At 41.3% G+C, this 23,688-nt stretch carries 25 protein-coding genes; all 25 read right to left on the bottom strand.

The window, feature by feature from the left end:
- Positions 1-104: 104 nt before the first annotated feature.
- The 25 genes from BI350_RS07245 to BI350_RS07125 all read right to left on the bottom strand — a co-directional run bounded on the left by BI350_RS07245 (position 105) and on the right by BI350_RS07125 (position 23,628).
- Positions 105-959 (bottom strand): hypothetical protein, encoded by an 855-nt coding sequence (locus tag BI350_RS07245; protein ID WP_075527484.1) that lies wholly within the window; start codon positions 957-959, stop codon positions 105-107.
- Between the two features lie 154 nt (positions 960-1,113).
- Positions 1,114-1,761: a hypothetical protein gene (locus BI350_RS07240; RefSeq protein WP_075527483.1), complete on the bottom strand. Its 648-nt coding sequence runs from the start codon at positions 1,759-1,761 to the stop codon at positions 1,114-1,116.
- A 187-nt stretch (positions 1,762-1,948) separates the two neighbouring features.
- Complete coding sequence (locus BI350_RS07235) at positions 1,949-3,169, bottom strand: ABC transporter substrate-binding protein (RefSeq protein ID WP_075527482.1); 1,221 nt, start codon at positions 3,167-3,169, stop codon at positions 1,949-1,951.
- A gap of 61 nt (positions 3,170-3,230) precedes the next feature.
- The gene (locus BI350_RS07230; RefSeq protein WP_075527481.1) at positions 3,231-3,938 is read right to left on the bottom strand and encodes an ABC transporter ATP-binding protein; all 708 of its coding nucleotides are present in this window, start codon (positions 3,936-3,938) and stop codon (positions 3,231-3,233) included.
- Complete coding sequence (locus tag BI350_RS07225; RefSeq protein ID WP_075527480.1) at positions 3,931-4,698, bottom strand: ABC transporter ATP-binding protein; 768 nt, start codon at positions 4,696-4,698, stop codon at positions 3,931-3,933. The genes BI350_RS07230 and BI350_RS07225 overlap by 8 nt, the downstream gene beginning before the upstream one ends.
- Positions 4,698-5,729 (bottom strand): branched-chain amino acid ABC transporter permease, encoded by a 1,032-nt coding sequence (locus BI350_RS07220; RefSeq protein WP_075527479.1) that lies wholly within the window; start codon positions 5,727-5,729, stop codon positions 4,698-4,700. Before BI350_RS07220 ends, BI350_RS07225 begins: the two co-directional genes overlap by 1 nt.
- Positions 5,729-6,592: a branched-chain amino acid ABC transporter permease gene (locus BI350_RS07215; RefSeq protein WP_075527478.1), complete on the bottom strand. Its 864-nt coding sequence runs from the start codon at positions 6,590-6,592 to the stop codon at positions 5,729-5,731. Before BI350_RS07215 ends, BI350_RS07220 begins: the two co-directional genes overlap by 1 nt.
- Before the next feature lie 44 nt (positions 6,593-6,636).
- The gene (locus BI350_RS07210) at positions 6,637-7,839 is read right to left on the bottom strand and encodes a thiolase family protein (protein WP_245698311.1); all 1,203 of its coding nucleotides are present in this window, start codon (positions 7,837-7,839) and stop codon (positions 6,637-6,639) included.
- Between the two features lie 15 nt (positions 7,840-7,854).
- Positions 7,855-9,003, bottom strand: coding sequence for an acyl-CoA dehydrogenase family protein (locus BI350_RS07205; protein ID WP_075527476.1), 1,149 nt, complete (start codon positions 9,001-9,003; stop codon positions 7,855-7,857).
- Positions 9,000-9,413 carry an acyl-CoA thioesterase gene (locus BI350_RS07200; protein ID WP_075527475.1) on the bottom strand — a complete coding sequence of 138 codons (414 nt, stop codon included), beginning with the start codon at positions 9,411-9,413 and terminating at the stop codon, positions 9,000-9,002. The genes BI350_RS07205 and BI350_RS07200 overlap by 4 nt, the downstream gene beginning before the upstream one ends.
- Before the next feature lie 18 nt (positions 9,414-9,431).
- Positions 9,432-10,604 carry a thiolase family protein gene (locus BI350_RS07195; RefSeq protein WP_075527474.1) on the bottom strand — a complete coding sequence of 391 codons (1,173 nt, stop codon included), beginning with the start codon at positions 10,602-10,604 and terminating at the stop codon, positions 9,432-9,434.
- Between the two features lie 34 nt (positions 10,605-10,638).
- On the bottom strand, positions 10,639-11,040 hold the full coding sequence (locus tag BI350_RS07190) for a MaoC/PaaZ C-terminal domain-containing protein (protein ID WP_075527473.1): 402 nt from the start codon (positions 11,038-11,040) through the stop codon (positions 10,639-10,641).
- A complete protein-coding gene (locus BI350_RS07185) occupies positions 11,037-11,486 on the bottom strand; it encodes a MaoC family dehydratase N-terminal domain-containing protein (protein ID WP_075527472.1) in 450 nt (149 codons plus the stop codon). Before BI350_RS07185 ends, BI350_RS07190 begins: the two co-directional genes overlap by 4 nt.
- Positions 11,487-11,500: 14 nt before the next feature.
- The gene (gene fabG / locus BI350_RS07180; protein WP_075527471.1) at positions 11,501-12,265 is read right to left on the bottom strand and encodes a 3-oxoacyl-ACP reductase FabG; all 765 of its coding nucleotides are present in this window, start codon (positions 12,263-12,265) and stop codon (positions 11,501-11,503) included.
- Between the two features lie 28 nt (positions 12,266-12,293).
- Positions 12,294-13,472, bottom strand: coding sequence for an acyl-CoA dehydrogenase family protein (locus BI350_RS07175; RefSeq protein WP_075527470.1), 1,179 nt, complete (start codon positions 13,470-13,472; stop codon positions 12,294-12,296).
- A gap of 28 nt (positions 13,473-13,500) precedes the next feature.
- On the bottom strand, positions 13,501-15,102 hold the full coding sequence (locus BI350_RS07170) for a long-chain-fatty-acid--CoA ligase (RefSeq protein ID WP_075527469.1): 1,602 nt from the start codon (positions 15,100-15,102) through the stop codon (positions 13,501-13,503).
- 20 nt (positions 15,103-15,122) lie between these two features.
- Positions 15,123-15,893 (bottom strand): SDR family oxidoreductase, encoded by a 771-nt coding sequence (locus tag BI350_RS07165; protein ID WP_075527468.1) that lies wholly within the window; start codon positions 15,891-15,893, stop codon positions 15,123-15,125.
- A gap of 333 nt (positions 15,894-16,226) precedes the next feature.
- Positions 16,227-17,201 (bottom strand): quinone oxidoreductase family protein, encoded by a 975-nt coding sequence (locus BI350_RS07160; protein WP_075529289.1) that lies wholly within the window; start codon positions 17,199-17,201, stop codon positions 16,227-16,229.
- A 36-nt stretch (positions 17,202-17,237) separates the two neighbouring features.
- A complete protein-coding gene (locus tag BI350_RS07155; RefSeq protein WP_075527467.1) occupies positions 17,238-17,975 on the bottom strand; it encodes a 2-phosphosulfolactate phosphatase in 738 nt (245 codons plus the stop codon).
- Positions 17,975-19,033: a phosphotransferase family protein gene (locus BI350_RS07150; protein ID WP_211117179.1), complete on the bottom strand. Its 1,059-nt coding sequence runs from the start codon at positions 19,031-19,033 to the stop codon at positions 17,975-17,977. The genes BI350_RS07155 and BI350_RS07150 overlap by 1 nt, the downstream gene beginning before the upstream one ends.
- A 17-nt stretch (positions 19,034-19,050) precedes the next feature.
- Positions 19,051-19,920: a 3-hydroxyacyl-CoA dehydrogenase family protein gene (locus BI350_RS07145; RefSeq protein WP_082294987.1), complete on the bottom strand. Its 870-nt coding sequence runs from the start codon at positions 19,918-19,920 to the stop codon at positions 19,051-19,053.
- A 12-nt stretch (positions 19,921-19,932) separates the two neighbouring features.
- Entirely contained in the window at positions 19,933-20,493 is a 561-nt protein-coding gene (locus tag BI350_RS07140; RefSeq protein ID WP_075527466.1) for a TetR/AcrR family transcriptional regulator, read from the bottom strand.
- 75 nt (positions 20,494-20,568) lie between these two features.
- The gene (locus BI350_RS07135; RefSeq protein WP_075529286.1) at positions 20,569-21,801 is read right to left on the bottom strand and encodes an acyl-CoA dehydrogenase; all 1,233 of its coding nucleotides are present in this window, start codon (positions 21,799-21,801) and stop codon (positions 20,569-20,571) included.
- A gap of 233 nt (positions 21,802-22,034) precedes the next feature.
- Entirely contained in the window at positions 22,035-22,961 is a 927-nt protein-coding gene (locus BI350_RS07130; protein ID WP_075527465.1) for a ketopantoate reductase family protein, read from the bottom strand.
- Between the two features lie 202 nt (positions 22,962-23,163).
- A complete protein-coding gene (locus BI350_RS07125; RefSeq protein WP_075527464.1) occupies positions 23,164-23,628 on the bottom strand; it encodes a hypothetical protein in 465 nt (154 codons plus the stop codon).
- Positions 23,629-23,688 lie beyond the last annotated feature (60 nt).

Below are 23,688 nucleotides of genomic sequence, written 5' to 3'. Positions count from 1 at the left end.
ACTTGTTTGGAAACATGGAGATGTATTTTAATTTTGAAAAAGGTCTATAACAATCCGAAATTTTGTTGGATTCTTTGATCTTGAAAATGGAAAAACGGATTTTCCTACTTTGGAAAACCCGAGATTGAAGCTTCTTTATTCTTAATGTACCAGGTGATTGCAATAAAATATCCTACGATTGGCGATATCCCATATCCCATGATTGGCATTGGAAAATTACCGATGAATGTGCCAATGATCGTCATTAGGAAATAAACACCTAATGATATAGAAATAGTACTCCCAGAAAGGAAGAATGGTAATACCAATAAGATAAGAGATAGCACACCTAAAACGAACCAGACATGACCTAAATCTGATACTAAAAAGAGTATTTGTTCTACATAAGGAACGGGTGCTAAATCATCGAGAAAAACCCACGATAAAATCACCAAAGCTACAGTGAGTGTAAAACTTAAAGCCTTTATCATCCAACTACGCACCGTTTTCCACATAATTACTGCACTCGCACAGATAAATGCGGTTAATTGATTTGCATCTGGATGTAAAAATAGGATGCATGCGATAAGGGTGATAAGACCTGCGACATAGCCTTCTCGATTGTTCAACGCTAATTTCCATAAATGAATCATTATGAAAGGCAAAATAATACTTGCTATGTATACTTGAATGGGTCCTAAGGTCAACCATCGATGAACACCGTCTAAACCATTAAACCAAAATGGGAATGCCAATAAGGCTATGAACACAATGGAAACAGGCAAATTTATTTTGTTTAGATTACTTTCTTTACCTCGAATTAAATAAACAGAACCCGCAACAGTTCCTACTATCCAGATGAATATATTTTGTATCCAAATACTTGCCGCAACTCCATAAGAGACCATTGCAATCGTTCCTATCAAAATAGCGGGAAACATCAGGAGATAGTAAATGATGATATCTTTAAAATTGTTCATTTTTATAAGTCCTTTATAGATAATGATGAATCCGAAAAATTATAGCATAAAAATCGTTGTGTACAGTCGTGTAGATTTAAACATTTGAGTAACAAAAAGTGCCAGATGCCCAAACAATCTGTTATGCAAGAGCTCCTGACACTTTCTTATTGTTCTATCTTGTTACCATTTCCGGAAATGTGATCGCTAATTGTCGATTAACATTAATCACTTCCATCACTTCATGATCAAAGAGGTAAGGCGTATCTTTACTGTCTTGCGGTTTGATTTCTTCATATAAATTATTTACGGACAAAACAGGAAATGTAATTGGCATTTTTCTTCCCTGGTTTAGTATTGTCATATTGCCCATCAAAAACAATTCCTTACTAGACGCTGCAAAACTAAGATGGCCTACGTTTTTATTACCAGAAACAATTTTGACGCCTTGTAAAAGTGAAATGATACAAATTAAAAAGTCGTTCATAATTTCTACCGGCAATCTTTCAAGCCCTAACTCTTGAAACAACGCATTAAATCCATTTCGAATCTCTTTAAATGAATATAGATGCTCAATTTTTCTACGCACTTTTGTTTTCCCAAGATTATTAATGATTTCCTTACATTCATCTATATATGCTTTTGCATAGCCCATACTGTTCTCTCTATGTACGATGAAATCTGTCAGTTCTCGAATGACTTCATGATCACGACTGTGCTCGCGAACAACCATCAAAAAACTGTACAAATCTTTCTCATCAAAACTTCTCTCCGAAAATTTTCCGTAATAATAGTCGACTAACTGCTTTTCTTTTTTGTCCATCATATTCTCCCCTACTCTTGCATGTAAAAATATCTTCCTTCAACTATATCATTTTTTATATGGAGAAACCTACTGAAAGGGCGCATACAGTACCAATTAACTTAAGCAACTAGCAAAGGCAATCATTCTCACTCCTAAAAATTAAGCACATTAAAAAAGGAACCTAGGAGGTCCCTTTCAGCAATCATTATTCATTCGTACCGAATTGATGTAACTCCCCGTCTTCAATATAAATCATTCGCAGAAGTTGCTCAAAACCGCCATTTTCATCGACGCCTTGAATCACGTACACTTGTTTTTCTTCCGGAAGATTTTTCGCACCTTCATCCAATGCTGCCATAATTTTCTTCGTATCATCAACAGTTCCAGCAGCTTTCATTGCCTCTGTTAACACATATAGAGATACATAATGGAATCCTGCTTCAGCACCTGGATCTTTGTCGTGTTTTTCCTGATACTTTTTAACAAACTCAGCTGTACCCGGAAATTCTGAATCCACAAGTGGTGTAGTGGCCACTACGCCTTCTAGCAAATCATAGTTCCCATCAAGAACCGCTGCCATTTGATCCACTTTTGCCTGATCCATAATTAAGAAACCACCTTCAAATCCAAGGTCACGCGCTTGTTTTAAGACAAGTGCAGTTGGCTCAGACGGTCCTCCGATAAACAGTACGTCTGGATCTTTACTTAATGCATTCGATAAAATCGTTTGAAAATCAGTATCTTTACTAAAGTCAATCGACTCATCAAATACGATTTCTCCCCCATGGCCTTCCCAAACTGGTCGGAGCGCTTCAGCCCAATCTTTCCCGTACTGGGTAGCTGTCGGCAGAAAAGCAATTTTCTTGCCGTACTTTTCCATCTCATACTTCGTAAAAGGTTCTAAGTAATTATCATAGCGCGGTGGAATTCGGACGTTTAACGTATTTCCTTGCTCTGTCGCACCCGGTTCACTCGTATAGCCCATAATGATAAAATCCTCTAACTCATTAAAAACTTGCATGGCATATATTCCGCCACTATGCGGGCTATAAATAATTTTCGAATCGTTCTCCTGAACTAATCGTTTTGCGTTTGCAGCTGTTTCATTCGGCGAGTACATATCATCAAGCGTTTCTAGCTTAATTTTGTACGTTTGCCCATCGACTTCAAATCCGCCTTCTTCATTAATATCCTCTACCGCCAATTTAAGTCCATTTAACGTTTCCTCTCCGTAATAAGCAGCCGGGCCACTTAACGGACCGGAATAACCGATAATTAACTCCCCTGAACCTTTTGATCCCCCAGAACCTCCTGAATCTCCACTATCTCCACTCTTCTCATCAGTTGAATCTTCATTACACGCCGTTAATGCAAACGTTAAAACAAGTAGCACACTAATCAACAGCCAACCTTTAAGCCTCTTCATCTATTTTTCCCCCTTTGCTAATTTTTAATAATCGGTAGTACAGAACAGGCTTTTCCCTTAACTAAGCGCCAATATACGCTTTTCGGATTGCATCATTATTAAACAATGCTTTGCTCTCTCCTTGCAGAACAATCGAGCCATTCTCAATGACATAGCCGCGATCTGCAATTTTCAGTGCGGCATTCGCATTTTGTTCCGCAAGCAAAACGGTTGTCCCACTTTTATTAATTTCTTGGATAATCGAAAACATCTGTTCAACAATCAGTGGTGCAAGTCCAATGGAAGGCTCATCCATCATGATGAGTTTTGGTTTCGCCATTAACGCTCTTCCGATTGCGAGCATTTGCTGTTGTCCACCACTTAATGAACCGGCAGGATCATCTTTCTTTTCATATAAAATCGGAAATAAGTCATAAGCTTCTCCTAACGATTGCTTCAGTTGCGCTTTCTTTCGCCGATGCACAAACCCGCCCATCATCAGATTTTCTTCTACAGACATATCTGCAAAAAGCTTCTTCCCTTCCGCACATTGGACAACGCCTGCTTTCACTATTTTATCTGGTGAGAATCCGTGCACACTTTGGCCAATAAAACGAATATCTCCTGAGCTTGGTTTATTTAAGCCACTAATCGTATTAAAGATGGTGCTTTTTCCTGCCCCGTTCGCACCGAGTAAAACGACCAACTCTCCTTCTGTCACATGGAGGTTAATCCGATTGAGTGCTTCGAAATGTCCAAACTTTACAGTTACATCGGTTAATTTAAGCACTGGCCCCACCTCCTAAATACGCTTCAATGACAACCGGATTGTTTTGTATTTCTGCAGGCGAGCCTTCTGCAATTTTCGCACCATGATTCAGCACCATAATGCTATCCGCAAGTCCCATAATCATTTGCATCTTATGTTCAATCGTGCAAACAGTAATGCCACTATCAGCAATTTTTTTAATTAATGTTGCTAAATCATCGGTTTCTTCTGGGTTAATGCCCGCCGCGGGTTCATCTAGAAATATAACTTTCGGATCTGTCGCAAGCGCAAGTGCAATGGCGACTCGTTTTTTAGCTTCTTGCGAGATGCCCGCGACAGGTCGTTCTGCTATCTCCTCAAGTCCAACAAACGACAATGTTTCCATCGCTTTGTCATAAGCCGCTTGTGCCTCACGCCGTTCTCTTTTCGTCCGAAAAATGGCATCAAAAAGTGTTGACCTGGTCCGCAAACGATGACCGACAATGACATTATCCAGGACTGTTGCACGTTCGAATAAATGTGTCGTCTGGAATGTTCGCGCAATCCCAAGTCTTGCGCATAGATGAGCGGGCAATCTTGTGATATCTTTTCCTTCAAACAGAATCGATCCAGCACTCGGTGGATAAAAGCCGCTAATTAAATTAAAAAATGTTGATTTACCAGCACCATTAGGGCCAATAATGGCTGTGATTTTTCCTTTTTCAATTTCAAAATCAACTTCATTGACCGCTGTTAATCCGCCAAATTGTTTCGTCAGGCCTTTAAGTTCGATAAATGCCATTAGGACACCTCCCGGCTTTGAATTGTGGACGACTCTAAAGAATCCTTCTGCTCTTGCTGCTTAGTTACTCTCTTTTTTCTCATCTCATCAAATTTGATTTTCATAGAAAAATAAGCGCCAGCGAGTCCTGTTGGATAAAAGATGACAATCATGACCAATATCGGCCCGAAGATTAACATGCGATACTCTTGGAAGCTTTGTAGAAATTGCGTCAACCAAACAAAGATCATCGTCCCGACAATCGGCCCCGTTAATGTGCCAAGACCGCCAACGATCAGGTAAATCAGGAAGTTAAACACCATTTCCAATCCTGCAATTTCCGGCCCTATAAATCGCGTTAGGGAAGCATATAATCCGCCAGCAAGTCCTGCATAAGCTACGGAGACAACAAAAGAGACAAGTTTATTTGTTCTTGTGTTAATGCCAAGTGTTTGCGCCAACTCTTCACTGTTGCGGATTGCAATATAGGTTCTTCCGGTGAGTGAATGAACAATCCGTACGCCAATGAATATCGAGACGACAAGAAAAAACAGTACTAAATAATACATCGAAGTCGCCGAAGTAAATTCGATTGGGCCAATTGCATCTGGAAAAGGAATCCCGATTAAGCCGCGCACCCCGCCTGTTAAGCTATCCCATTTATCAATTAATAAATAAATGAGATACCCAACAATCAACGTGTATATCGCAAAAAAATGTTCTCTCGTTCGCAGGGCAATCACCCCAAGTAGAAGGCCTGCAACACATGTAATGACCACGGCTACTAACAGTGCGAGCCAAAAGTTCACGTCATACCTCGTCGTTAATATCCCAACACTGTATGCACCTATCGCGAAAAAACCTGCATGTGCGAGAGATAATTGACCCGTAAATCCGGCTAATAAATTCATTCCATAAACGGCAATGATAAATATAAAACTAGTTGTCATGATGTACAAGACATATCGGTTATCTGCAAAAACGAGTGGAAATGCAATGGCTAACAGGAGAATGAGTATAATTCCAGTGCGATTGTTGAACAACTTCCCCATTAATAAGCCTCCTTCGCAAACAACCCTTTAGGACGCGCTGTCATAATTAAAATCAACAGCAAAAATGCAATCATATCTTTGTAATCATTTGATAAGTAGGTTGCACCTAAACTTTCAGAGATGCCAAGAATGAGTCCACCTATAATGGCCCCTGGAATACTGCCCATTCCGCCGATAATGACGACAACAAATGCCTTTAAAATGACGAGATGCCCCATGCCAGGGAACACAAGATTAATGGGTGAAGCAAGTGACGCTGCGATTGCGGCAAGGACACCTGATATTGCAAACGTCATCATCGCTACAATGTTTGTGTTAATGCCCACAAGGAATGCCCCGTCTCGATTTTGAGCCATCGCCATGATCGATGCGCCAATCATTGTTTTCTTCAAGAATAGATAGAGCAAAGTGACAACAATCACTGCCACTGCAATGACTAGTAATCTTTGTGGAGATGTTGAAATTCCTGCAATCTTCACTGCATCTCCAAATGGTGTAATCATGCGGTGGTAATCGTTTCCCCATATGAGCGAAACGAATGCTTGGAAAAATAAAACTAAACCGATTGCCGCGATTTTATCGTGAATAGGCGGCGCGTTTCTGAGCGGATTAAAGACGAGTCGCTCCATCAGAACAGCAAGGAGTGCAACGACGATTATCGAGAGTAAAATCGCGATAAAGTAATGCACACCTGCCGATTTCATGATCATTAATGTCACGTATCCGCCAATTAAATAGAGCGAACCATGTGCAAAGTTTGGCACATGTAAAATCCCAAATACGAGCGTTAAACCGATACCGACAAGTAAATAAACACTGCCAAGGGTCAATCCGTTTAATAACTGTTGAAAAAGTAACTCCATCAAATTCCCCCCTTATTCAAGTAGGATTGGTGAAGATGTCATGCTCAATCGATTTGAAGATTTTCAATCAGTATCGCCATGCCTTGACCGCCGCCCACACATAGGGACGCAATGCCGAATCGTTTATGTCTTCGTTTCAACTCATGCATCAAAGTCACAACGATTCTCGCTCCCGTTGCACCAACTGGATGTCCTAATGCGATTGCACCGCCATTTACATTTAGTTTGTGGGCATCGATGCCCAGCTCTTGTTGAACAGCAAGTGCTTGTGCCGCAAAGGCTTCATTAATTTCAAACAGATCAATCTCTTCTAATGTTTTATTCGTTCGCGCTAGTAACTTTTTTATCGCTGGAACAGGACCAATGCCCATAATTTCCGGTTCCACCCCTACCGTCGCCCAGTCGATTACCGCTGCCATCGGTTTCAAGTTGAGGTCTTTCGCTTTCTGCTCTGTCATAAGAAGAACTGCCGCCGCGCCATCATTTCTTCCGCAAGCATTACCAGCTGTGACCGTTCCATCTCGTTTGAATACCGTTCTTAACTGCTGAAGCTTTTCGAATGTCGTTTCAGGGCGCGGATGCTCGTCTTGATCGAAAAAATAAGAACTTTTTTTCGTTTTGATTTCTACTGGGACAATTTCATCATTAAATCTTCCATCCTCAATTGCTGCGGCGGCACGTCTTTGACTTTCAATCGAAAATGCATCCTGCGCTTCCCTAGAAACATCAAATTGCTCGGCAACATTTTCAGCTGTAATGCCCATCCCCAGTTCATTGCCATACATTTCTTTCGGTTGCTGTCCAGCTTCCGTATTCGAATCTACGAGCCTTGCCTTGTCCCCGCCAAATCTTGAGTTACGTAAATAAATTGGGGAGTTGCTCATACTTTCCGTCCCACCTGCGATGACTACTTCCGCCTGGTGAGATTGAATTTGCTGGACGCCGGATGCGATTGCCTGCATCCCGGAAGCACATAAACGATTAATCGTGAATGCTGGCTTTTCTACTGGAATTTTCGCACGAAGCGCTGCGACTCGTGCAACGTTCGAAGACTCTGTCGTCTGCCTGACTTCGCCTAGAATCACTTCATCGACCACTTCCGGAGATGCAGGGGATTTCTTCAACACTTCTTCGATCACAAGCGTTGCTAATTTGCCTGAATTAAAATCCTTTAATGTTCCCCCATATCTCCCAATCGGCGTTCGCACACCTTGTACAATCACCACTCTTTCCACTCTTTCCCCCAAAACAATCCCTCACTTTTACGTGTATTCTTTATTTAATTGACTCGCAATAATATTTTTCTGAATTTCGGAAGTTCCTTCATAAATACGCGTAATGCGTGCATCGCGGTAAAATCGTTCAATCGGATAATCCGCAATATATCCAATGCCGCCATGGATTTGCAATGCTTTATCCGCAACCCGGTTATAGACTTCAGAGCCAAACAACTTCACCATTGCCGCTTCTTTAATGACCTTTTTCCCTTCATCTACCATACGCGCAACGCGGTACGTCAACGCTCTAAGCGCCTCAATGTCGACCGCCATTTCCGCCAACATATGCCCCACTGCCTGATGCTCGATAATCGGAACGTTAAATTGTTCACGATTTTTCGCATAAGTCACGGAAAGATCCAACAGTTTTTGGGCAGAACCAAGGTTTCTAGCGGCAAGTCCAGCCCGTCCATTGGCCAATATTTTTAGGGCATTGACGTACCCTTCCCCGACTTCCCCTAATACGTTTTCAACTGGGACTTCACAGTTTTCCAGTATAATTTCAGCGGAGTGTGAACCGCGTAGCCCCATTTTATTTTCGACTGCACCTACGTGAAAACCCGGGAAGTCTTTTTCGATAATAAAGGATGTAATGCCTTTCGCACCTTTTTCCGGATCAGTCACGGCCATGACTGTAAAAATATCGGCTTCCGTTGCATTTGTAATGTAATGCTTTGTGCCATTTAAAATATATTTATCGCCTGTCCTTTTCGCAGTCGTTTTTAAATTAATTGCATGCGATCCGGCTTGCGGTTCTGTTAACGCAAATGCACCAATTCGTTTACCCGAAGCCATATCCGGTAAATACTTTTTCTTTTGCGCTTCATTTCCTAACTCCACAATGCCGACTGTGCCAATCCCTGTATGCGCGCCGATTAACGTTGTGTAGCCATTATGCGTCGCGCCAACTTCTTCATATAACATGCATTTTTCGACCATGTTAATGCCGAGACCGCCGTATTCTTCAGGGATGCTTAAACCAAATAAGCCCATTTCTTTGGACATTTCCACAATGCGTTCTGGAATATGGTTCTCCTCTTCAATTTGCATGGCTACGGTTTCTACTTCATTTTGAATAAAGTCTCGTACACTTCTTCTTAATAGCTCAATATCTTCACTCACTGTAACCGTCATGAAGACAACTCCTTTGTGTCCCTATGTTCTTCTAATTTTTCGCGCAGTTGATCCGGAATTTCGATTGATTGTTGGGCTTCATAATCAAAGCACACAACGACTGCACTGCCTTTTGCGATGTGCTCCCCGGTCTCCGCATCATAAATTTTATGGGCCATCGTATAGCTTTTCGTCCCAACTTTAGACACTTTCGTTTTAACAATAAGGGATTGCCCCGCGTACGCTTGCGCTAAATAATCGCACTCCGTACGCGCAACAATAAAGTTAATGGACCTTTCTTGCGGTCCAAAACCGATTAGCTTAAAAAACTTTGTTCGTGCTTCTTCGAAATAAACAAAATAACTTGTATTATTTACATGGCCGCCTGCATCGGTTTCGCAATATCTTACATAGATATCGATTTCTGCCACGATAGACCTCCTAACAAATCATTGTTCGCGTTCAATAATTGTTGCGATGCCTTGCCCGCCGCCAATACAGGCCGTAATGAGTGCATACCTTCCACCGGAACGCTGTAACTCATAAACTGCTTTTGTGGCTAAAATAGCCCCCGTTGCGCCAAGCGGATGACCGTGTGCAATTGCACCGCCATTCACATTCACTTTTTCGAGATCCATATTCAGTTCACGGTTACAGGCAAGCACTTGGACTGCAAATGCTTCGTTAATTTCAATTAAATCAATTTCATCTAATTGAAGTCCTGCTTTTTCTAATACTTTATTAGTAGCTGGAACCGGGCCAATCCCCATAATATTCGGATCTACTCCTGCGACTGCATGTGCACGAATCACAGCTAGCGGTTTTACCCCTAATTGTTCCGCTTTTTCCCTGGACATCACAACCACTGCCGAAGCAGCGTCATTTAAACCAGAGCTACTGCCCGCTGTCACAGTGCCGCCTTCAAGAAAAACTGGACGTAATTTGGCTAAAGCTTCTTTTGACGTTTCAGGGCGCGGATGTTCGTCTACTTTAAAGACAATTGGCTCTCCTTTTCGTACCGGAATCGTAATTGGGACAATTTGTTCATCAAAACGTCCTTCTTCCATAGCCCTCGCCATTTTCTGCTGACTTTGAAGCGAGAATTCATCTTGTTCTTCTCGACCGACCTCATATTTTTCAGCTAAATTTTCTGCTGTAATCCCCATTGGTGGGTTGCCAATTTCATCAGGCGATAATTGCGATTTTGTAAAGCGAGGCGGCATAGAATTGTACGCTCTTTCTGGACGCTCCATTAAATAAGGTGCCCGGCTCATACTTTCAATGCCCCCTGCGACGAACACATCGCCATCTCCCGCCCAAATGGCTTGTGCAGCTAAATTAATTGAATTAATGCCAGAACCGCATTGTCGATCTATTGTTAAACCTGGAAGATCCATAGACAAACCTGTTTCTAAAGCTGTTAATCTAGCAATGTTTCCGCCACCACTTAACACATTCCCCATAATGACATCGTCAACTTGATCAGCTGAAACATTCGCCCTGCTTAACGCTTCTTTAATTACTTCCGCCCCGTAAACATGGGCAGGGACCGATGCAAGTGCACCGCCCTGTCTTGCAATTGCCGTCCTTACCGCTGAAACAATTACCGCATCTCTTCCCATTTTATTTCCGCCCTTCGTTTATTGTTTATTTGGTTTATGCTTCCTGAAAAACAATATGGCCTTTCACAACTTCTTTTTCATGTTGATTCAGCGCGACGACAGTAAACGTTAACGTATTCTCATTTCTTTCCGCTAATGTCGCTTTTAACGTAATCACATCATTAAGAAAAACCATTCCTCTAAATCGGATCGAATAATCTTTAATAAACCCTTCTTCAACGTAAGGTGTGAAAAGTTTTGCTAAGTTGCCCATCGTCCACATACCGTGTGCGATAATCCCTGGCAGACCGGCGTTTGTTGCCTCTTCGTCAATTGTATGAATCGGATTAAAATCACCCGATGCACCAGCATATTTAATTAAATCAAGTCGGCTAACCGGATTTAATTGAACGTCAGCTAAGCTTTCGCCTACTTGCAGTGCCGTAATTGTACTCATACGAGCATCCCCTTTCGCACCTCTTCATTAATAATAATGACACGCTCCTCTGTAAAGATTAGTTTGTCATTGCTATCAAGGCCGTGACGTGTTAGGACGAGAAAGCCCATCTTGCCGAAGCCCCCGGTTTTTTCGTAGTAATCTTTTACTTCCGTGAAACAATATACGTCTTCACCTACAAATAGCGGACGTTTATAATGAAAAGCTTGCTCACCGTGTATGAGTCCTTTCGGCGGTAATGCTAAGTCCGCAACCGCACCAAATTCAAACGTTACTGGAAAAGTTGGCGGAGCGATATTCCGTTTAAATCTAGAGTTTTTCCCAGCCACTTCGTCATAATAAATTGGCGATAAATCTCCAATCGCTTCTGCGAATTTCTTCACAGCGCCTCTTTCAATTGTGTTTTTTATCGTTTCAGAACGTTTTCCGATCACATCTTTTAGCATCTTGTTACCTCCTATTAGTTCTTAGGTCCGCCTGCGACATAAATCACTTGTCCGTTTACAAATGAAGACTTTTCATCTGCGAAAAATAGGATGGCATTTGCGATGTCCTCGGGCTTTCCGCTTCGGCCGACTGGAATATTACTGACACTTGCCTCCACTAACTGCTCAAATGAAATGCCGATCCGTTCAGCTGTCGCCTTCGTCATATCTGTTTCAATAAATCCTGGTGCGACCGCATTTGCTGTGATACCGAATTTACCAAGTTCAATCGCTAACGTTTTCGTTAATCCTTGCAGTCCTGCTTTTGCAGTCGCATAATTTGATTGTCCGCGATTGCCTAATGCGGATGTGGATGAAATATTAATAATACGTCCGTAATTATTTTTCGTCATATACACCTGCGCAGCACGCGATGCATAGAAAGCCCCTTTCAAATGGACATCCATTACAGTATCCCAATCATCATCTGTCATTTTGAAGAGTAGATTATCTCGAATAACGCCAGCGTTGTTCACTAAAACATCTATTGAACCGAACTTTTCATGAATTTCTTCCATCGCTGACTCGACTTCTTCACGATTTGTCACACTGGCAACTTTCGTATAAACATCGTAGCCTTGTTCTTTTAAATACTTCTCCGCTTCAGCGAGCGCCTCTTCATTGACATCAATAATGGCAACATTTGCACTTTCTCCGGCAAATTGTTCGACGATTGCTCTTCCAATTCCGCGACTTCCACCTGTCACGATTGCCGTTCTACCATTAAATCGATTCCCCATATGCCATCCCTCTTTTCCTTTGTTTTTCTTATACGTATTGTCCGACTTTTACATTGCCTTTTAATAAATCTCTCGAAATAATCAGTCTTTGGATTTCGTCAGTACCATCATAAATTCTCCACAGTCGCGCTTCACGGTACCATCTTTCAATCGGCAGTTCTCGTGTATAGCCCATTCCGCCATGGATTTGCAGCACTCTATCAACGACGCGGTTCCCCATATTGGCGCCGTACAGTTTCGCCATTGCCGCTAAGTGGCGGTTATCTTCTTCTTGATCGAGCGTAAATGCCGCATTCAGGACGAGCCATCTAGCTGCTTCAATCTCAACCGCTGAATCCGCAATTGGCCACTGAATTGCTTGTCTTTCTGCGATTGGTTTCCCGAAAGTCTCTCTTTCTTTTGAATAATCAATTGCCATTTGAAGCAGGCGTTCCGCCATTCCAACAGCACGAGCACCAACCACCCATCTTGCAAAGCCAATCCACTCAAGCCCAAGATTGTAGCCGCCGTGTAACTCCCCTAAAATATTTTCTTCTGGAACCCGAACATTTTCGAACACTAAACCAGCTGGTCCCCACTCACCCATCGTATCGATGTACTCAGATTTCCATCCCATATCTCGGTCAACGATGAAACAAGTGACACCTTTTCTACCTTTTGATTTGGCATGCAAATCTTTATCTGTAATTGCAATGGCCATCGTGAAATCCGCTTCATTACCGCCAGTAATAAATGTTTTCTCCCCATTTAAAACCCACTCATTGCCGTCTTTCACTGCAGTCATTCGTATGTTTCTCGTGTCAGAGCCTGCACCTGGTTCTGTAATCGCAAAGCAAGACTTCTTTTCTCCATTAATCGTTGGAATTAAGTATTTTTTCTTTTGTGCTTCATTTCCATAGTAGAGAATATTGTCTGCTGAACCGCCAAATGTGAAAGGGACGAACGTTTTAGACACTTCCATTAACACAATCGCCAGCATCATTTGGCCTAAATCCGCTCCGCCGTATTCCTCCGGCGTGTTAATCCCCCAGAACCCGAATTCTTTCGCTTTTAATTGCAGTTCTCTCAGTTTTTCAGGTGAAATGCCCGGCTTTCCTTCACGTTCATTTTTTAACACCTCAAACTCAAGTGGGATTAATTCTTTTTCTACAAATCTTCTAATCGTTTGTTGAACCATTTTTTGTTCTTCTGATAAACGTAAATGCATATCGGTCACTCCATCTCTATGATTATATTTATTTAGTTTTCGAATTAACGGTTGTAAATTGCTCTTGTAGTGTTCTTTTCAAGATTTTCCCTACTGCTGTTTTCGGGAGTTCTTCCACGAAGATGACGTCTTCAGGTATTTTATACGCTGATAAATTTGAACGACAATGCGCTAGTAATTCTTCTTCAGTAAGTGTGCAATCTTTCTTTAATGCAACCACTGCACGGATTGTTTCTCCTCTATATTCATCGGGTACGCCGAAAACGGCTGCTTCGAGGACGGCTGGATGTGTATAAATGACATTTTCCACCTCGATTGGATAAACATTGTAACCGCTTGCAATAATCATTTCTTTTTTCCTTCCGACAATATAAAAGAACCCATCAGCATCCATTGTTGCAAGATCACCAGTGTACAACCAGCCGTTGCGAATTGTATGTTCCGTTTCCTCTGGTTGATTCCAATAACCTTTCATAATTTGTGGGCCTTTTATGATCAGTTCACCAACTTCACCGTAAGGAAGTGTGTGCTCCCCAGTGGCTACATCAACAATTTTGGCATCGGTATTCGGAATCGGAATGCCAATACTTCCTTCTTTTTGTAACCCCCTAACTGGATTTCGATGGGTGACTGGTGAAGCCTCAGAAAGCCCATACCCTTCCGCCACAGTCGTGCCACTTAATTCATTAAAACGATTGAGGATTTCAAGAGGCAAAGGTGCTGAACCACTTGAACATAAATTGAGACAGCTCAAATCGAATTTTTTCGTTTTATAATAATTAACAAGTGCGATATACATCGTTGGCACACCAGGTAACGAAGTAGGCTTCGACTTTTCTATGATTGAAACAAGTTGCTCTACATCAAATCTAGGAACCAATATTAAATTGCCTCCGATGTGAAAAGTCACACACATTGCACTTGTCATGCCATAAACGTGAAATAACGGGATTGCTGTTAACACACGTTCTTTACCGAAATTCGTTCTCACAAAAGAAGTCGCTGCGCTTTGTAATGTGTTGGCGACGATATTAAAGTGGGTTAACATCGCACCTTTTGGCGTACCTGTTGTCCCGCCCGTGTACTGTAGGACAGCAACATCTTCCGTAGGATTGATATCCACATCTGGCAATGCACTTTCTGCTTGAGGGACGAGTTCATTCGGCATAGAACTGCTTTCAATAGAGACTGCAATCACTTTTTCAACCGGCGTTTGCTTTCGAATACTTTCAAATAAAGGTAGTAATTTATCCAAAATGATCAAAACCTTTGTGCCTGAATCATTTAAAATATGAATGAGCTCAGAGACTTGATACATCGGATTCACTTGAACGATTGTAGCCCCGCAATGAAGTGCCCCGTAGAAACTAATTGGATATTGCGGACAATTTGGAAGCATCAGTGCAACTCGATCCCCTTTTTGAACGCCCTTTTCAGTAAGTGCACATGCCGTTTGCTTAATCTTTTCATCCAGATCGGTATAGGTATATGTGTTCTTAAAAAATGTCATCGCGGTATGTTTGGGATAAGTTGCGATGGCTTCATCGAGCAATTGTGTCAGAGATAAGTTTGGAATCTCGATGTGCTTCGGGTTTCCTTCTGCTACATGTTGCATCCACGGTCTGTCCATCTTTTTTCCCCCTTTAAATTCTATAGAGAACTTCCGCCGTCTACTGCAATAATTTGTCCAGTGATAAAACTACTTGCGTTACTGGCTAGAAAAAGCGCAATACCTTTCAATGAATCTGGGTCTCCTAATCTTTTCATAGGGTTATTGTTTCGGATTTTATCCCCACTTTTCTCTAGAACACCTCTTGTCATTTTTGTTTCGAAAAATCCTGGTGCAATCGCATTGACATTAATGCCATGTTCCGCCCATTTCTTCGCCAAGTCTCTCGTGAAGTGGTGGACCGCTGCTTTACTTGAGCTATAGCCGATTGCATTCAATACTTCGCCTGATTCTGCCTTTATCCCGGCGACAGAGCCGATATTAATAATTTTTCCAGAACCGTTCGAAATCATATTTCTTCCAACTTCTCTAGACATGAGGAAAGTACCCGTTACGTTAACATCAAATACTTTATTCCAAGCTGCTAATGGCATGTCCTCTACTTTTTCACCCCACGTCGCGCCACTGTTGTTGACAAGAATATCGATTTGACCAAAATCAGCAATGACTGATTCTACTATCCGTTTAACATGCTCTTCCTGACTTACATCACATTCGTAAGCCATTGTTTTAACGCCATATTCATTTTCAATTTCAGTCGCAGTATCACGACAGTTTTCTAGTTTGCGTGAACAGATCGCGACGTTTGCTCCGTATTCAGCAAATACTTTTGCAATATCCCGCCCTAATCCACTACCGCCCCCTGTCACAATCGCTGTTTTTCCTTTTAAATCAAATAATGATGTTGTCATGTTAGCCCCTCCTAGGAAATTCTATTACAATGAATTTATGAATATACCAATCGGTTAGTATGTTGAATAGAATCGACTCTACTAACCGGATAGTATGTTAATGACAAAAAGATTTCATGCTAGCGAAAAAATTCGCTGTCACAATTTATTCACAATTAAATTCAGTATACATTATGTTTTCTGTTAATTCAAACTAAATTTTACTACTTTTGATTTTTAATTGTTTATTTACGCTATAAGCGGACAATTGCTGGTTCACTTGTTGATACCTATGCGATAAGCTAGCAAGAAGATGACTGCCAGTCTTATCGCTCAGGCTATCGATTTAGGTTGTTACGGTAAAAGAACAAGTTTGCCCATCGTTTTTCTACCTTGAAGCAGTCGATGTACTTCAGCTGCGTCTTCCAATTGATAAGTGCCGCCAATTGTCAATTTAAGTTTTCCATCATTAATATAACTTAACAACTCTTCGAAACTACTTTGATAAAGTTTCGGGTTTTGCATAATTTGTGGTAAGAAAAAGCCGATGACCGATTGATTTCGACGCATAAGCTGTCCCGCATATAGTTGCGCTTGTTCACCGCTTGCTGCTCCGAAAATCACTAAGCGTCCAAAAGGCGCTAAACATTTAAGTGTTTTATTGAAAATATCGCCGCCAACCATTTCTAGTGCTACGTTGACGCCCTTGCCACCTGTTAATTCTCTGACTTTTAATTCCCAACCATCTTCCGTGTAATTAATGAGATGATCTGCGCCCAATTCTTTGGCATGGGCCAGTTTTTCATCTGAACTTGCAGTTGCGATGATTTTACCTGCGCCGAAAATTTTCGCAAGTTGAACTGAAATCGCCCCTACTCCACCTGCCGCAGCATGAACGAGTACAGTTTCCCCTTTTTCTAGGCGACCCATTGTTTTTAAAATATGATAGGCTGTTTGACCTTGTAAAGGCAGTGCGACTGCATCCGTAAAAGCAACTCCGTCTGGAATTGGCGCCAGAACCATTTCATGCACCTTCGCATATTCCGCATATCCCCCTGATTCGATTAGCGACACAACGCGCGCACCAGGTTTGAAACGTGTGACATCCTTTCCAACGGAGACAATTTCGCCTGCGATTTCCGCCCCTGGAATGAAAGGTAAATCTGTTGGCACGACATACTTCCCTTCACGTCGTGCTGTATCTGCATAATTAACACCGATTGCCTTAACTTTAACTAAGACTTCATGATTCCCAATTTCTGGTTGGTCGACATCCATAAACTTTAATACATCTGGCCCCCCATATTCATCAAACCTAATGGCTTTCATCGTCTTTACTGTTGTCGTTTCCATATTTATTCCTCCTTATTTTGTTGCAATCATTTTCCCGTTTTCATAACGCGGAACTACGTCTATCGATCCTAGTTCACTCGCAAATTGAACATCTAATTCTAGCCCCATTTGTAACATCATTTTTCCAGTTTCCGATTTCATTAATACGTGCTTACTCTCTGTTTCATTCCCGCGGTAAAAAAATAGTGCCGTATTCGCTGAATCTGTTAATTCCCAGGAATTATTTTGACTCATTAACTTATCAATAAAGCATCCTGCACCGTAAAAGTCTTCCATCGCAAACCGCCGCATTGAACCTCCCGCACAAACAAGCAGAATTTTTTTATTGGCATGGTCTTTCGCAATTTTCCTTGCGACAGCCCTTACGTTTACTAAGGACGCAGCATAAATATTTTTCGCCTTTGAAACGTTCCCAATCGCAACTGTTCCATTGGTCGTTGACAATACAATTGTTTTGTCGGCAGCAGAGTCTTTTAGAATAGACGGCAGTGGATCCACAAATCCTTCGATTGTTCTGCCCTCATATTCCCCGGTCAGAATTGCCGCGCATTGTTGCAAACCTTCAGAAACTTTTAGTGCTTCCTCCCCATTCATAACCGGAATCACTTCTTTCGCCCCGTAATGAAGGACTGTTGCAATCGTTGTCGTTGCGAGTAACACATCAAACACGATAACTACTGTTTCTGGGTCGATTTTCTCTGGATTAACTTCCTCTTTAGATAGTAATACATGTAATTTATGCTTTCCCATTATGATTTCGACGTCTCCATTAGTGAATGGCAAACGAGACTGTATACAAATTTATCCATATTTTTAAAGCGCGGGTCATTTGTTTGCCCTTTTTTATAACGATAATAAATCTGTTGGCAAATAACAGCTAATTTAAAGTAAGCAAATGTTGTGTAATAATGAATGTCCGTCAGATCACGACCACTTTTTTCTGCATAACTTGCGATAAATTCATCACGGGTATAGAATCCTTTTTTCGTTGTTAGTGGCGGCTTCCCTAGGCCTTTCAGTAACATTTCAGGATCATCTGCTTGCATCCAATAACTCATCGCCGCACCAACGTCAGCCAGTGGATCCCCCACCGTCGTCATTTCCCAATCAAATAAACCGTTCATAGACGTGTAGTCATGTGAAAACATGGCGTTATTAAATTTATAATCATAATGAATAATCGTTGGTTCAGGCGATCTTGGAATATGTTGAACCAACCAAGAGGTCAGTTTCTCAACTTCTGCTATTTTCGAAGTTTTCGCTTTTTCATATCGACCAATCCATCCATGCACTTGTCTTTCCAGAAACCCATCTGGCTTTACCATATCCGCTAATGCAGTTTGTTTATAATCAATGGCATGTAACTCAACTAGTTTATCAACCATTAATTCAGAAAGACGTTGCCCAAGTGCTTCTTGGTCTTCTGTTTCAACTGGAAAATCACTATCTAACACAATGCCATGTCTCCGCTCCATTATGAAAAATGGACTTCCCGTAATCGATAAATCATCTGAAAAAACAATTGGTTTAGGTGCAGTTGGAAACACTGGATTTAGTGCAGAAAGAACAGTAAATTCCCTTTTCATATCATGTGCTTTCGGCGCAATTGGACCAAGCGGTGGACGTCTTAATACCGCTTCCCAACCGTTTATTTCAAGCGCATACGTCAAATTGGAATGCCCAGCACCGAATTGACGGATGTTCAGCTCCCCCTCTGGTAATCCATCAACTTGATTGTGAAGAAATTGCGCCAATTTTTCCTGATTAAGCTCTTCACCCTTACGAATTGGGATTGTATCTATCAACATATACCCCCCCTTGATATTTATTTTGAATAAGCATAAAAACCTTGCCCCGTTTTACGGCCGAGATTCCCTGATTTCACTTTCTCGACAATCGACTGCTTAGGTTTATCCTCGCTATCTCCCGTTTCCAAATAACGTTGCTCCATCACATTTAACACAACATCGGCACCTGACAGATCAATTAATTCGAATGGGCCAAGTGGATGCCCCAACGCTTTTTTAACAATATGATCAATTTCTTTAAAGTCCGCAATGCCTGCCTCGTAAAGATAAAGCGCTTCTCTATTCATGGCTCCTAAAATTCGATTTGCTACAAATCCAGAAATCTCTTTTCGTAATAATAGACCGGTTCGATTTATCCTTTTACAAACAGCCATCACTGTTTCCATCGTATGTTCAGATGTCTTTTCACTCATCACGACTTCTACGCAGTCCATGACAAGCGGTGGAAAAAAGAAATGCATATTACATACTTTCTCCGGACGCTTTGTCACATCAGCAAGCAGTGAGTTGACGATTGTAGAACTGTTTGTGGCGAATATTGTATGGCTTGGCGTGATTAAATCCAGCCGCTGAAATAATTCACGCTTTACGTCCAACTTCTCAACAATCGCCTCAATCACAAGGTCAGCATCTCTTGCTGCTTCTTCAAGGTGCGTTGTAAATGTGAGACGTGAAAAGGCCTCTTCTTTTTGTTCGTTTGTAATTTTCGTCTGTTTCACCCATCGGTTCATCACATTGTTTAAGCTTTTCTCTGCTGTTTGTAGTGCCTCTTTACTAACATCTTGAAGCTTTGTACGATACCCACCAAGCGCACATAACATCGCAATTTGGTGCCCCATCTGTCCTGCACCAACAACTAAAACTCGTGAAACTTCTGGATTCTTCAATAAACAGCCCTCCTACACATGAATGCCGTGCAATACAAAATCTGCGAACATTTCAGCAAGTTCATCAACGGACACATCCCCCGAAGGATTCATCCATTGGTACGTCCAATTTGTCACGCCTAAAATCCCTAACGCAATCAATTTAGGCTGTAAAGTATTTCGGAATTCACCTGCTTCAATTCCTTCGATAATGATTTGTTCAAGGTTATCTCGAAACTCTGTTCTTTTTGTTTTTATAATCTCCGCATTCTCTGGCTTTAAATTTCTCATTTCGCGAAAATAGACGCGCCCATTTGCTTGTGTTGATTTAATATCTCCGATGATTAACTTAACAATTTTAATCACTTTATTTCTGCAATTTTGTTCTTTTTCAATAATTTCTTTTTGTCGATTCAGTAAGTCTTCGATGTAGCGTAAATGGATATCCATTAATAGCTGTTCTTTACTTTTGAAGTAATAATAAAAAGTGCCTTTCGTTACACCAAGTGAGTCGACGATATCTTGGATGGACGTTTCACTAAAACCTTTCTCTTGGAAAAGTTTCACACTATGTTTTGTAATTTCTTGTTTCATCGACCCCACAACCTTTCATTGTCTTTATTCATACCTAATAGTTGATTTCTGCTATGAAATCAGATGCAAGCACACTTACGATTGTTTCACTTTTTCTTTCGAAGCGTATTTTCGAAGTTCCAAACGTGCGATTTGATTGCGATGTACTTCATCTGGTCCGTCCGCGAGTCGTAAAGTCCTTGAGCTTGCCCATTGCGCGGCAAGGTTGAAATCCTGGCTCACCCCTGCGCCGCCGAATGCTTGGATTGCTCTGTCAATCACTCGTAATGCCATGCTCGGTGCCACAACTTTAATCATCGCAATTTCAGTTTTCGCTTCTTTATTCCCGACGGTATCCATCATGTAGGCAGCTTTTAATGTTAATAGTCTCGCTTGTTCGATGTCGATACGCGATTCCGCAATCCACTCTCTCACGACACCTTGATCCGCCAACACTTTTCCGAAAGGCGTTCGCTCTTGTACTCGCATACACATTTGTTCAAGTGCACGTTCAGCTGCACCAATCAACCGCATACAATGGTGAATTCTTCCAGGGCCAAGACGTCCTTGTGCAATGGCAAATCCTTTCCCTTCACCCCAAATCATATTTTCCACCGGTACCCGTACATTTTCGAATGTAATTTCTGCATGTCCGTGCGGCGCATGGTCATAGCCAAACACTGACAGCATTCGTTCAATTTTCACCCCAGGTGTATCGAGTGGTACTAGTATCATAGATTGCTGCTCATGTCGCGGCGCATTCGGGTCATTCTTGCCCATAAATATAGCAATTTTACACCTGGGATCCCCAGCCCCTGACGTCCACCATTTCCGACCGTTTAATACATACTCGTCCCCATCACGAACGATACTAGATTGTATATTCGTCGCATCACTTGAAGCAACATCAGGCTCAGTCATCGCAAAGCACGATCTAATTTCCCCTTTAAGCAGCGGCTCAAGCCATTGCTTCTTTTGTTGCTCAGTTCCATAACGAACAAGCACTTCCATATTCCCAGTATCTGGTGCATTACAATTAAAAATTTCTGGACCAATTGGTGAACGCCCCATAATCTCGCAAAGTGGTGCGTATTCCAAATTTGTCAATCCCGCCCCAAGTTCACTGTCAGGGAGAAACAAATTCCAAAGCCCTTGTTCTTGCGCTTTTTCTTTTAATTCATCGATAATCGGAGGTACTTCAGACCAACGATTTTTCTGTGCCGCCAGTTGCTCTTCAAATACTTTTTCATTCGGATACACATACGCTTCCATAAACTCCGTAAGCTTTTCAATTAACCCCTTTGTTTTTTCTGAATATGAAAAGTTCATCAACATTCCCATCCCTTCAGACCCGTTCACTAACCGGTCAGTATGTTTGGAATATAAAGAATCAACACCATTTTACACGCATGAATTATATTAATCAAGTTTTCAGGCAACTTTTATAATTATTTTACGCTTAAGCAGTAGTTTATATGAATACTAGCCATTATATCCAGTAAAATTCAAATAGACCTCCGCAATAATTGCAAAGATCTACTCAAATCATAAATACACCTATTCTATTTACCCTGTCCTAACATCGTTTCGTAGACAACTAAATTTTGATATACCGTTTGAAGAATTGGGGTATTCAGTTGATAGTTCTTTGCTAAATCTAATAAAAACCCTTGTAAATGCTCACCTTCAATCGGTAAGCCCTTCTCCATATCTCGTTGCATCGATGATTTCATGTCACCATTAGCTAGGCGTATCATTTCAAGTTGCTTCGCGACAACGTCTTCTTTTAGCGGTCCACCATGTTTTTTTATAATCATTTTAACTTCTTCAAATAATTGTTTTATGAACAATTCGCCCCCAGTACTTTCTCGAATGGGACCAATCGGCGCCCTCATTAACGAAGTGCAGCCCGACATAACTGTAATGAATAAATACTTCTGCCAAATCTCCTGTTCAATAGAATCACTTAATGAAAATGTTGCCTTTGTGCCAGAAAACACATATTCAATTTCACGGATCCTCTCTGTATCTTTCTGGTCAAATTCCCCATACACTAAACGGTCAATTGCGCTTGTTTGTTCAATATTCCCTTGATGATTTAGTGTCGTTTCAATAAAGCATAATCCACCAACGACTTTTTCAACACCAAACACCTCTTTGAGCCTATTAAAGTGAGCGACCCCATTTAAGAGTGGCAAAATCACAGTATGTTCTCCGACATAAGGCTTCAAGTCGTTCATCGCATCTTCCAAATGATAAGCTTTTGTCGAAAACAAAACTAAATCAAATGGCGCAGCCTCTTCATCAGTTGAGATACATTTAGGTTGAAATGAAAAGTCACCAAAAAAACTTTGGATACTTAATCCATTTCTCTCCAAATGTTCTTTTCTTTTTCGACGAACGAGAAAAGTAACGTCTTCTCCTTTCTCAACTAATCGACCGCCGTAATACCCACCAATCGCTCCTGCTCCAAGCACTAGAATGCGCATCTCTCTCATCCCTTCGATTTAACTTGTAAACACTTAATGCGAATCATACAATAAACTGCACAAATACTCTCCATCTAAGATAGTTGAGTGAGCAAGCTTAATCAAGTGTATTTTCTGAATACTGGTTCAAAACACAAAGAGAGAAATAGGTAGGTTTTATTTGCAATAGCACGTATTCTTTCTTTCCTTCCTTCCAACAAAACTATTCTTCAATTGGTACCATATGTCTGTTATCTTCAGTATCTCCGTACTTCTCAAGCATTTTCTTTTTATATGCTTCAAAAGGTAAATGCCAGTTTTCCGTAGGTGTTCCACAAAGAATCTTAAAGTCCCCATCGGTATAAGTAACCAAAAAGCTTTTCTCTTGATTTACCGCATCACCTGAAAATTCATTTACATATTTTTCGATATCATTTTCTTTAAGCTGACAACTAAAAATCGTCGTCGTCCTTTTCCCGTCCTTATTTACTAATCTAAACACACCGTATCCATCATATCGCTCCTCTTTATATTTAGTTGGTGATGCGTAAATATCTTGAATCTGTCTTTTTAGATAGAATCCACAACGATAGCAAACAATCGTCTTTTCGTCAGATCTATAGTAATAATCTTGGATCGCTGATCGTCCACAATTCGGACATTTTGTTGCACATATAATTGACCCCATTACATTTCCCCCTTCTCTTTTTATGACACCTTGATCTTACTTCTCTACGCATATCACCGT

This window comes from Sporosarcina ureilytica (assembly GCF_001753205.1).
Classification (GTDB): Bacteria; Bacillota; Bacilli; order Bacillales_A; family Planococcaceae; genus Sporosarcina; species Sporosarcina ureilytica.
Note: the sequence above shows the minus strand (reverse complement) of the source record. Positions and strands in the feature narration are given on the sequence as shown.

Bases quoted from the DNA above. Each gene is read 5' to 3' on its own strand.
- BI350_RS07245 (WP_075527484.1), bottom strand. From the start codon at position 959: ATGAACAATTTTAAAGATATCATCATTTACTATCTCCTGATGTTTCCC.
- BI350_RS07240 (WP_075527483.1), bottom strand. From the start codon at position 1,761: ATGGACAAAAAAGAAAAGCAGTTAGTCGACTATTATTACGGAAAATTT.
- BI350_RS07235 (WP_075527482.1), bottom strand. From the start codon at position 3,169: ATGAAGAGGCTTAAAGGTTGGCTGTTGATTAGTGTGCTACTTGTTTTA.
- BI350_RS07225 (WP_075527480.1), bottom strand. From the start codon at position 4,698: ATGGCATTTATCGAACTTAAAGGCCTGACGAAACAATTTGGCGGATTA.
- BI350_RS07220 (WP_075527479.1), bottom strand. From the start codon at position 5,729: ATGGGGAAGTTGTTCAACAATCGCACTGGAATTATACTCATTCTCCTG.
- BI350_RS07215 (WP_075527478.1), bottom strand. From the start codon at position 6,592: ATGGAGTTACTTTTTCAACAGTTATTAAACGGATTGACCCTTGGCAGT.
- BI350_RS07205 (WP_075527476.1), bottom strand. From the start codon at position 9,003: ATGACGGTTACAGTGAGTGAAGATATTGAGCTATTAAGAAGAAGTGTA.
- BI350_RS07195 (WP_075527474.1), bottom strand. From the start codon at position 10,604: ATGGGAAGAGATGCGGTAATTGTTTCAGCGGTAAGGACGGCAATTGCA.
- BI350_RS07190 (WP_075527473.1), bottom strand. From the start codon at position 11,040: ATGAGTACAATTACGGCACTGCAAGTAGGCGAAAGCTTAGCTGACGTT.
- BI350_RS07185 (WP_075527472.1), bottom strand. From the start codon at position 11,486: ATGCTAAAAGATGTGATCGGAAAACGTTCTGAAACGATAAAAAACACA.
- fabG (WP_075527471.1), bottom strand. From the start codon at position 12,265: ATGGGGAATCGATTTAATGGTAGAACGGCAATCGTGACAGGTGGAAGT.
- BI350_RS07175 (WP_075527470.1), bottom strand. From the start codon at position 13,472: ATGCATTTACGTTTATCAGAAGAACAAAAAATGGTTCAACAAACGATT.
- BI350_RS07170 (WP_075527469.1), bottom strand. From the start codon at position 15,102: ATGGACAGACCGTGGATGCAACATGTAGCAGAAGGAAACCCGAAGCAC.
- BI350_RS07165 (WP_075527468.1), bottom strand. From the start codon at position 15,893: ATGACAACATCATTATTTGATTTAAAAGGAAAAACAGCGATTGTGACA.
- BI350_RS07160 (WP_075529289.1), bottom strand. From the start codon at position 17,201: ATGAAAGCCATTAGGTTTGATGAATATGGGGGGCCAGATGTATTAAAG.
- BI350_RS07155 (WP_075527467.1), bottom strand. From the start codon at position 17,975: ATGGGAAAGCATAAATTACATGTATTACTATCTAAAGAGGAAGTTAAT.
- BI350_RS07150 (WP_211117179.1), bottom strand. From the start codon at position 19,033: ATGTTGATAGATACAATCCCAATTCGTAAGGGTGAAGAGCTTAATCAG.
- BI350_RS07140 (WP_075527466.1), bottom strand. From the start codon at position 20,493: ATGAAACAAGAAATTACAAAACATAGTGTGAAACTTTTCCAAGAGAAA.
- BI350_RS07135 (WP_075529286.1), bottom strand. From the start codon at position 21,801: ATGAACTTTTCATATTCAGAAAAAACAAAGGGGTTAATTGAAAAGCTT.
- BI350_RS07130 (WP_075527465.1), bottom strand. From the start codon at position 22,961: ATGCGCATTCTAGTGCTTGGAGCAGGAGCGATTGGTGGGTATTACGGC.
- BI350_RS07125 (WP_075527464.1), bottom strand. From the start codon at position 23,628: ATGGGGTCAATTATATGTGCAACAAAATGTCCGAATTGTGGACGATCA.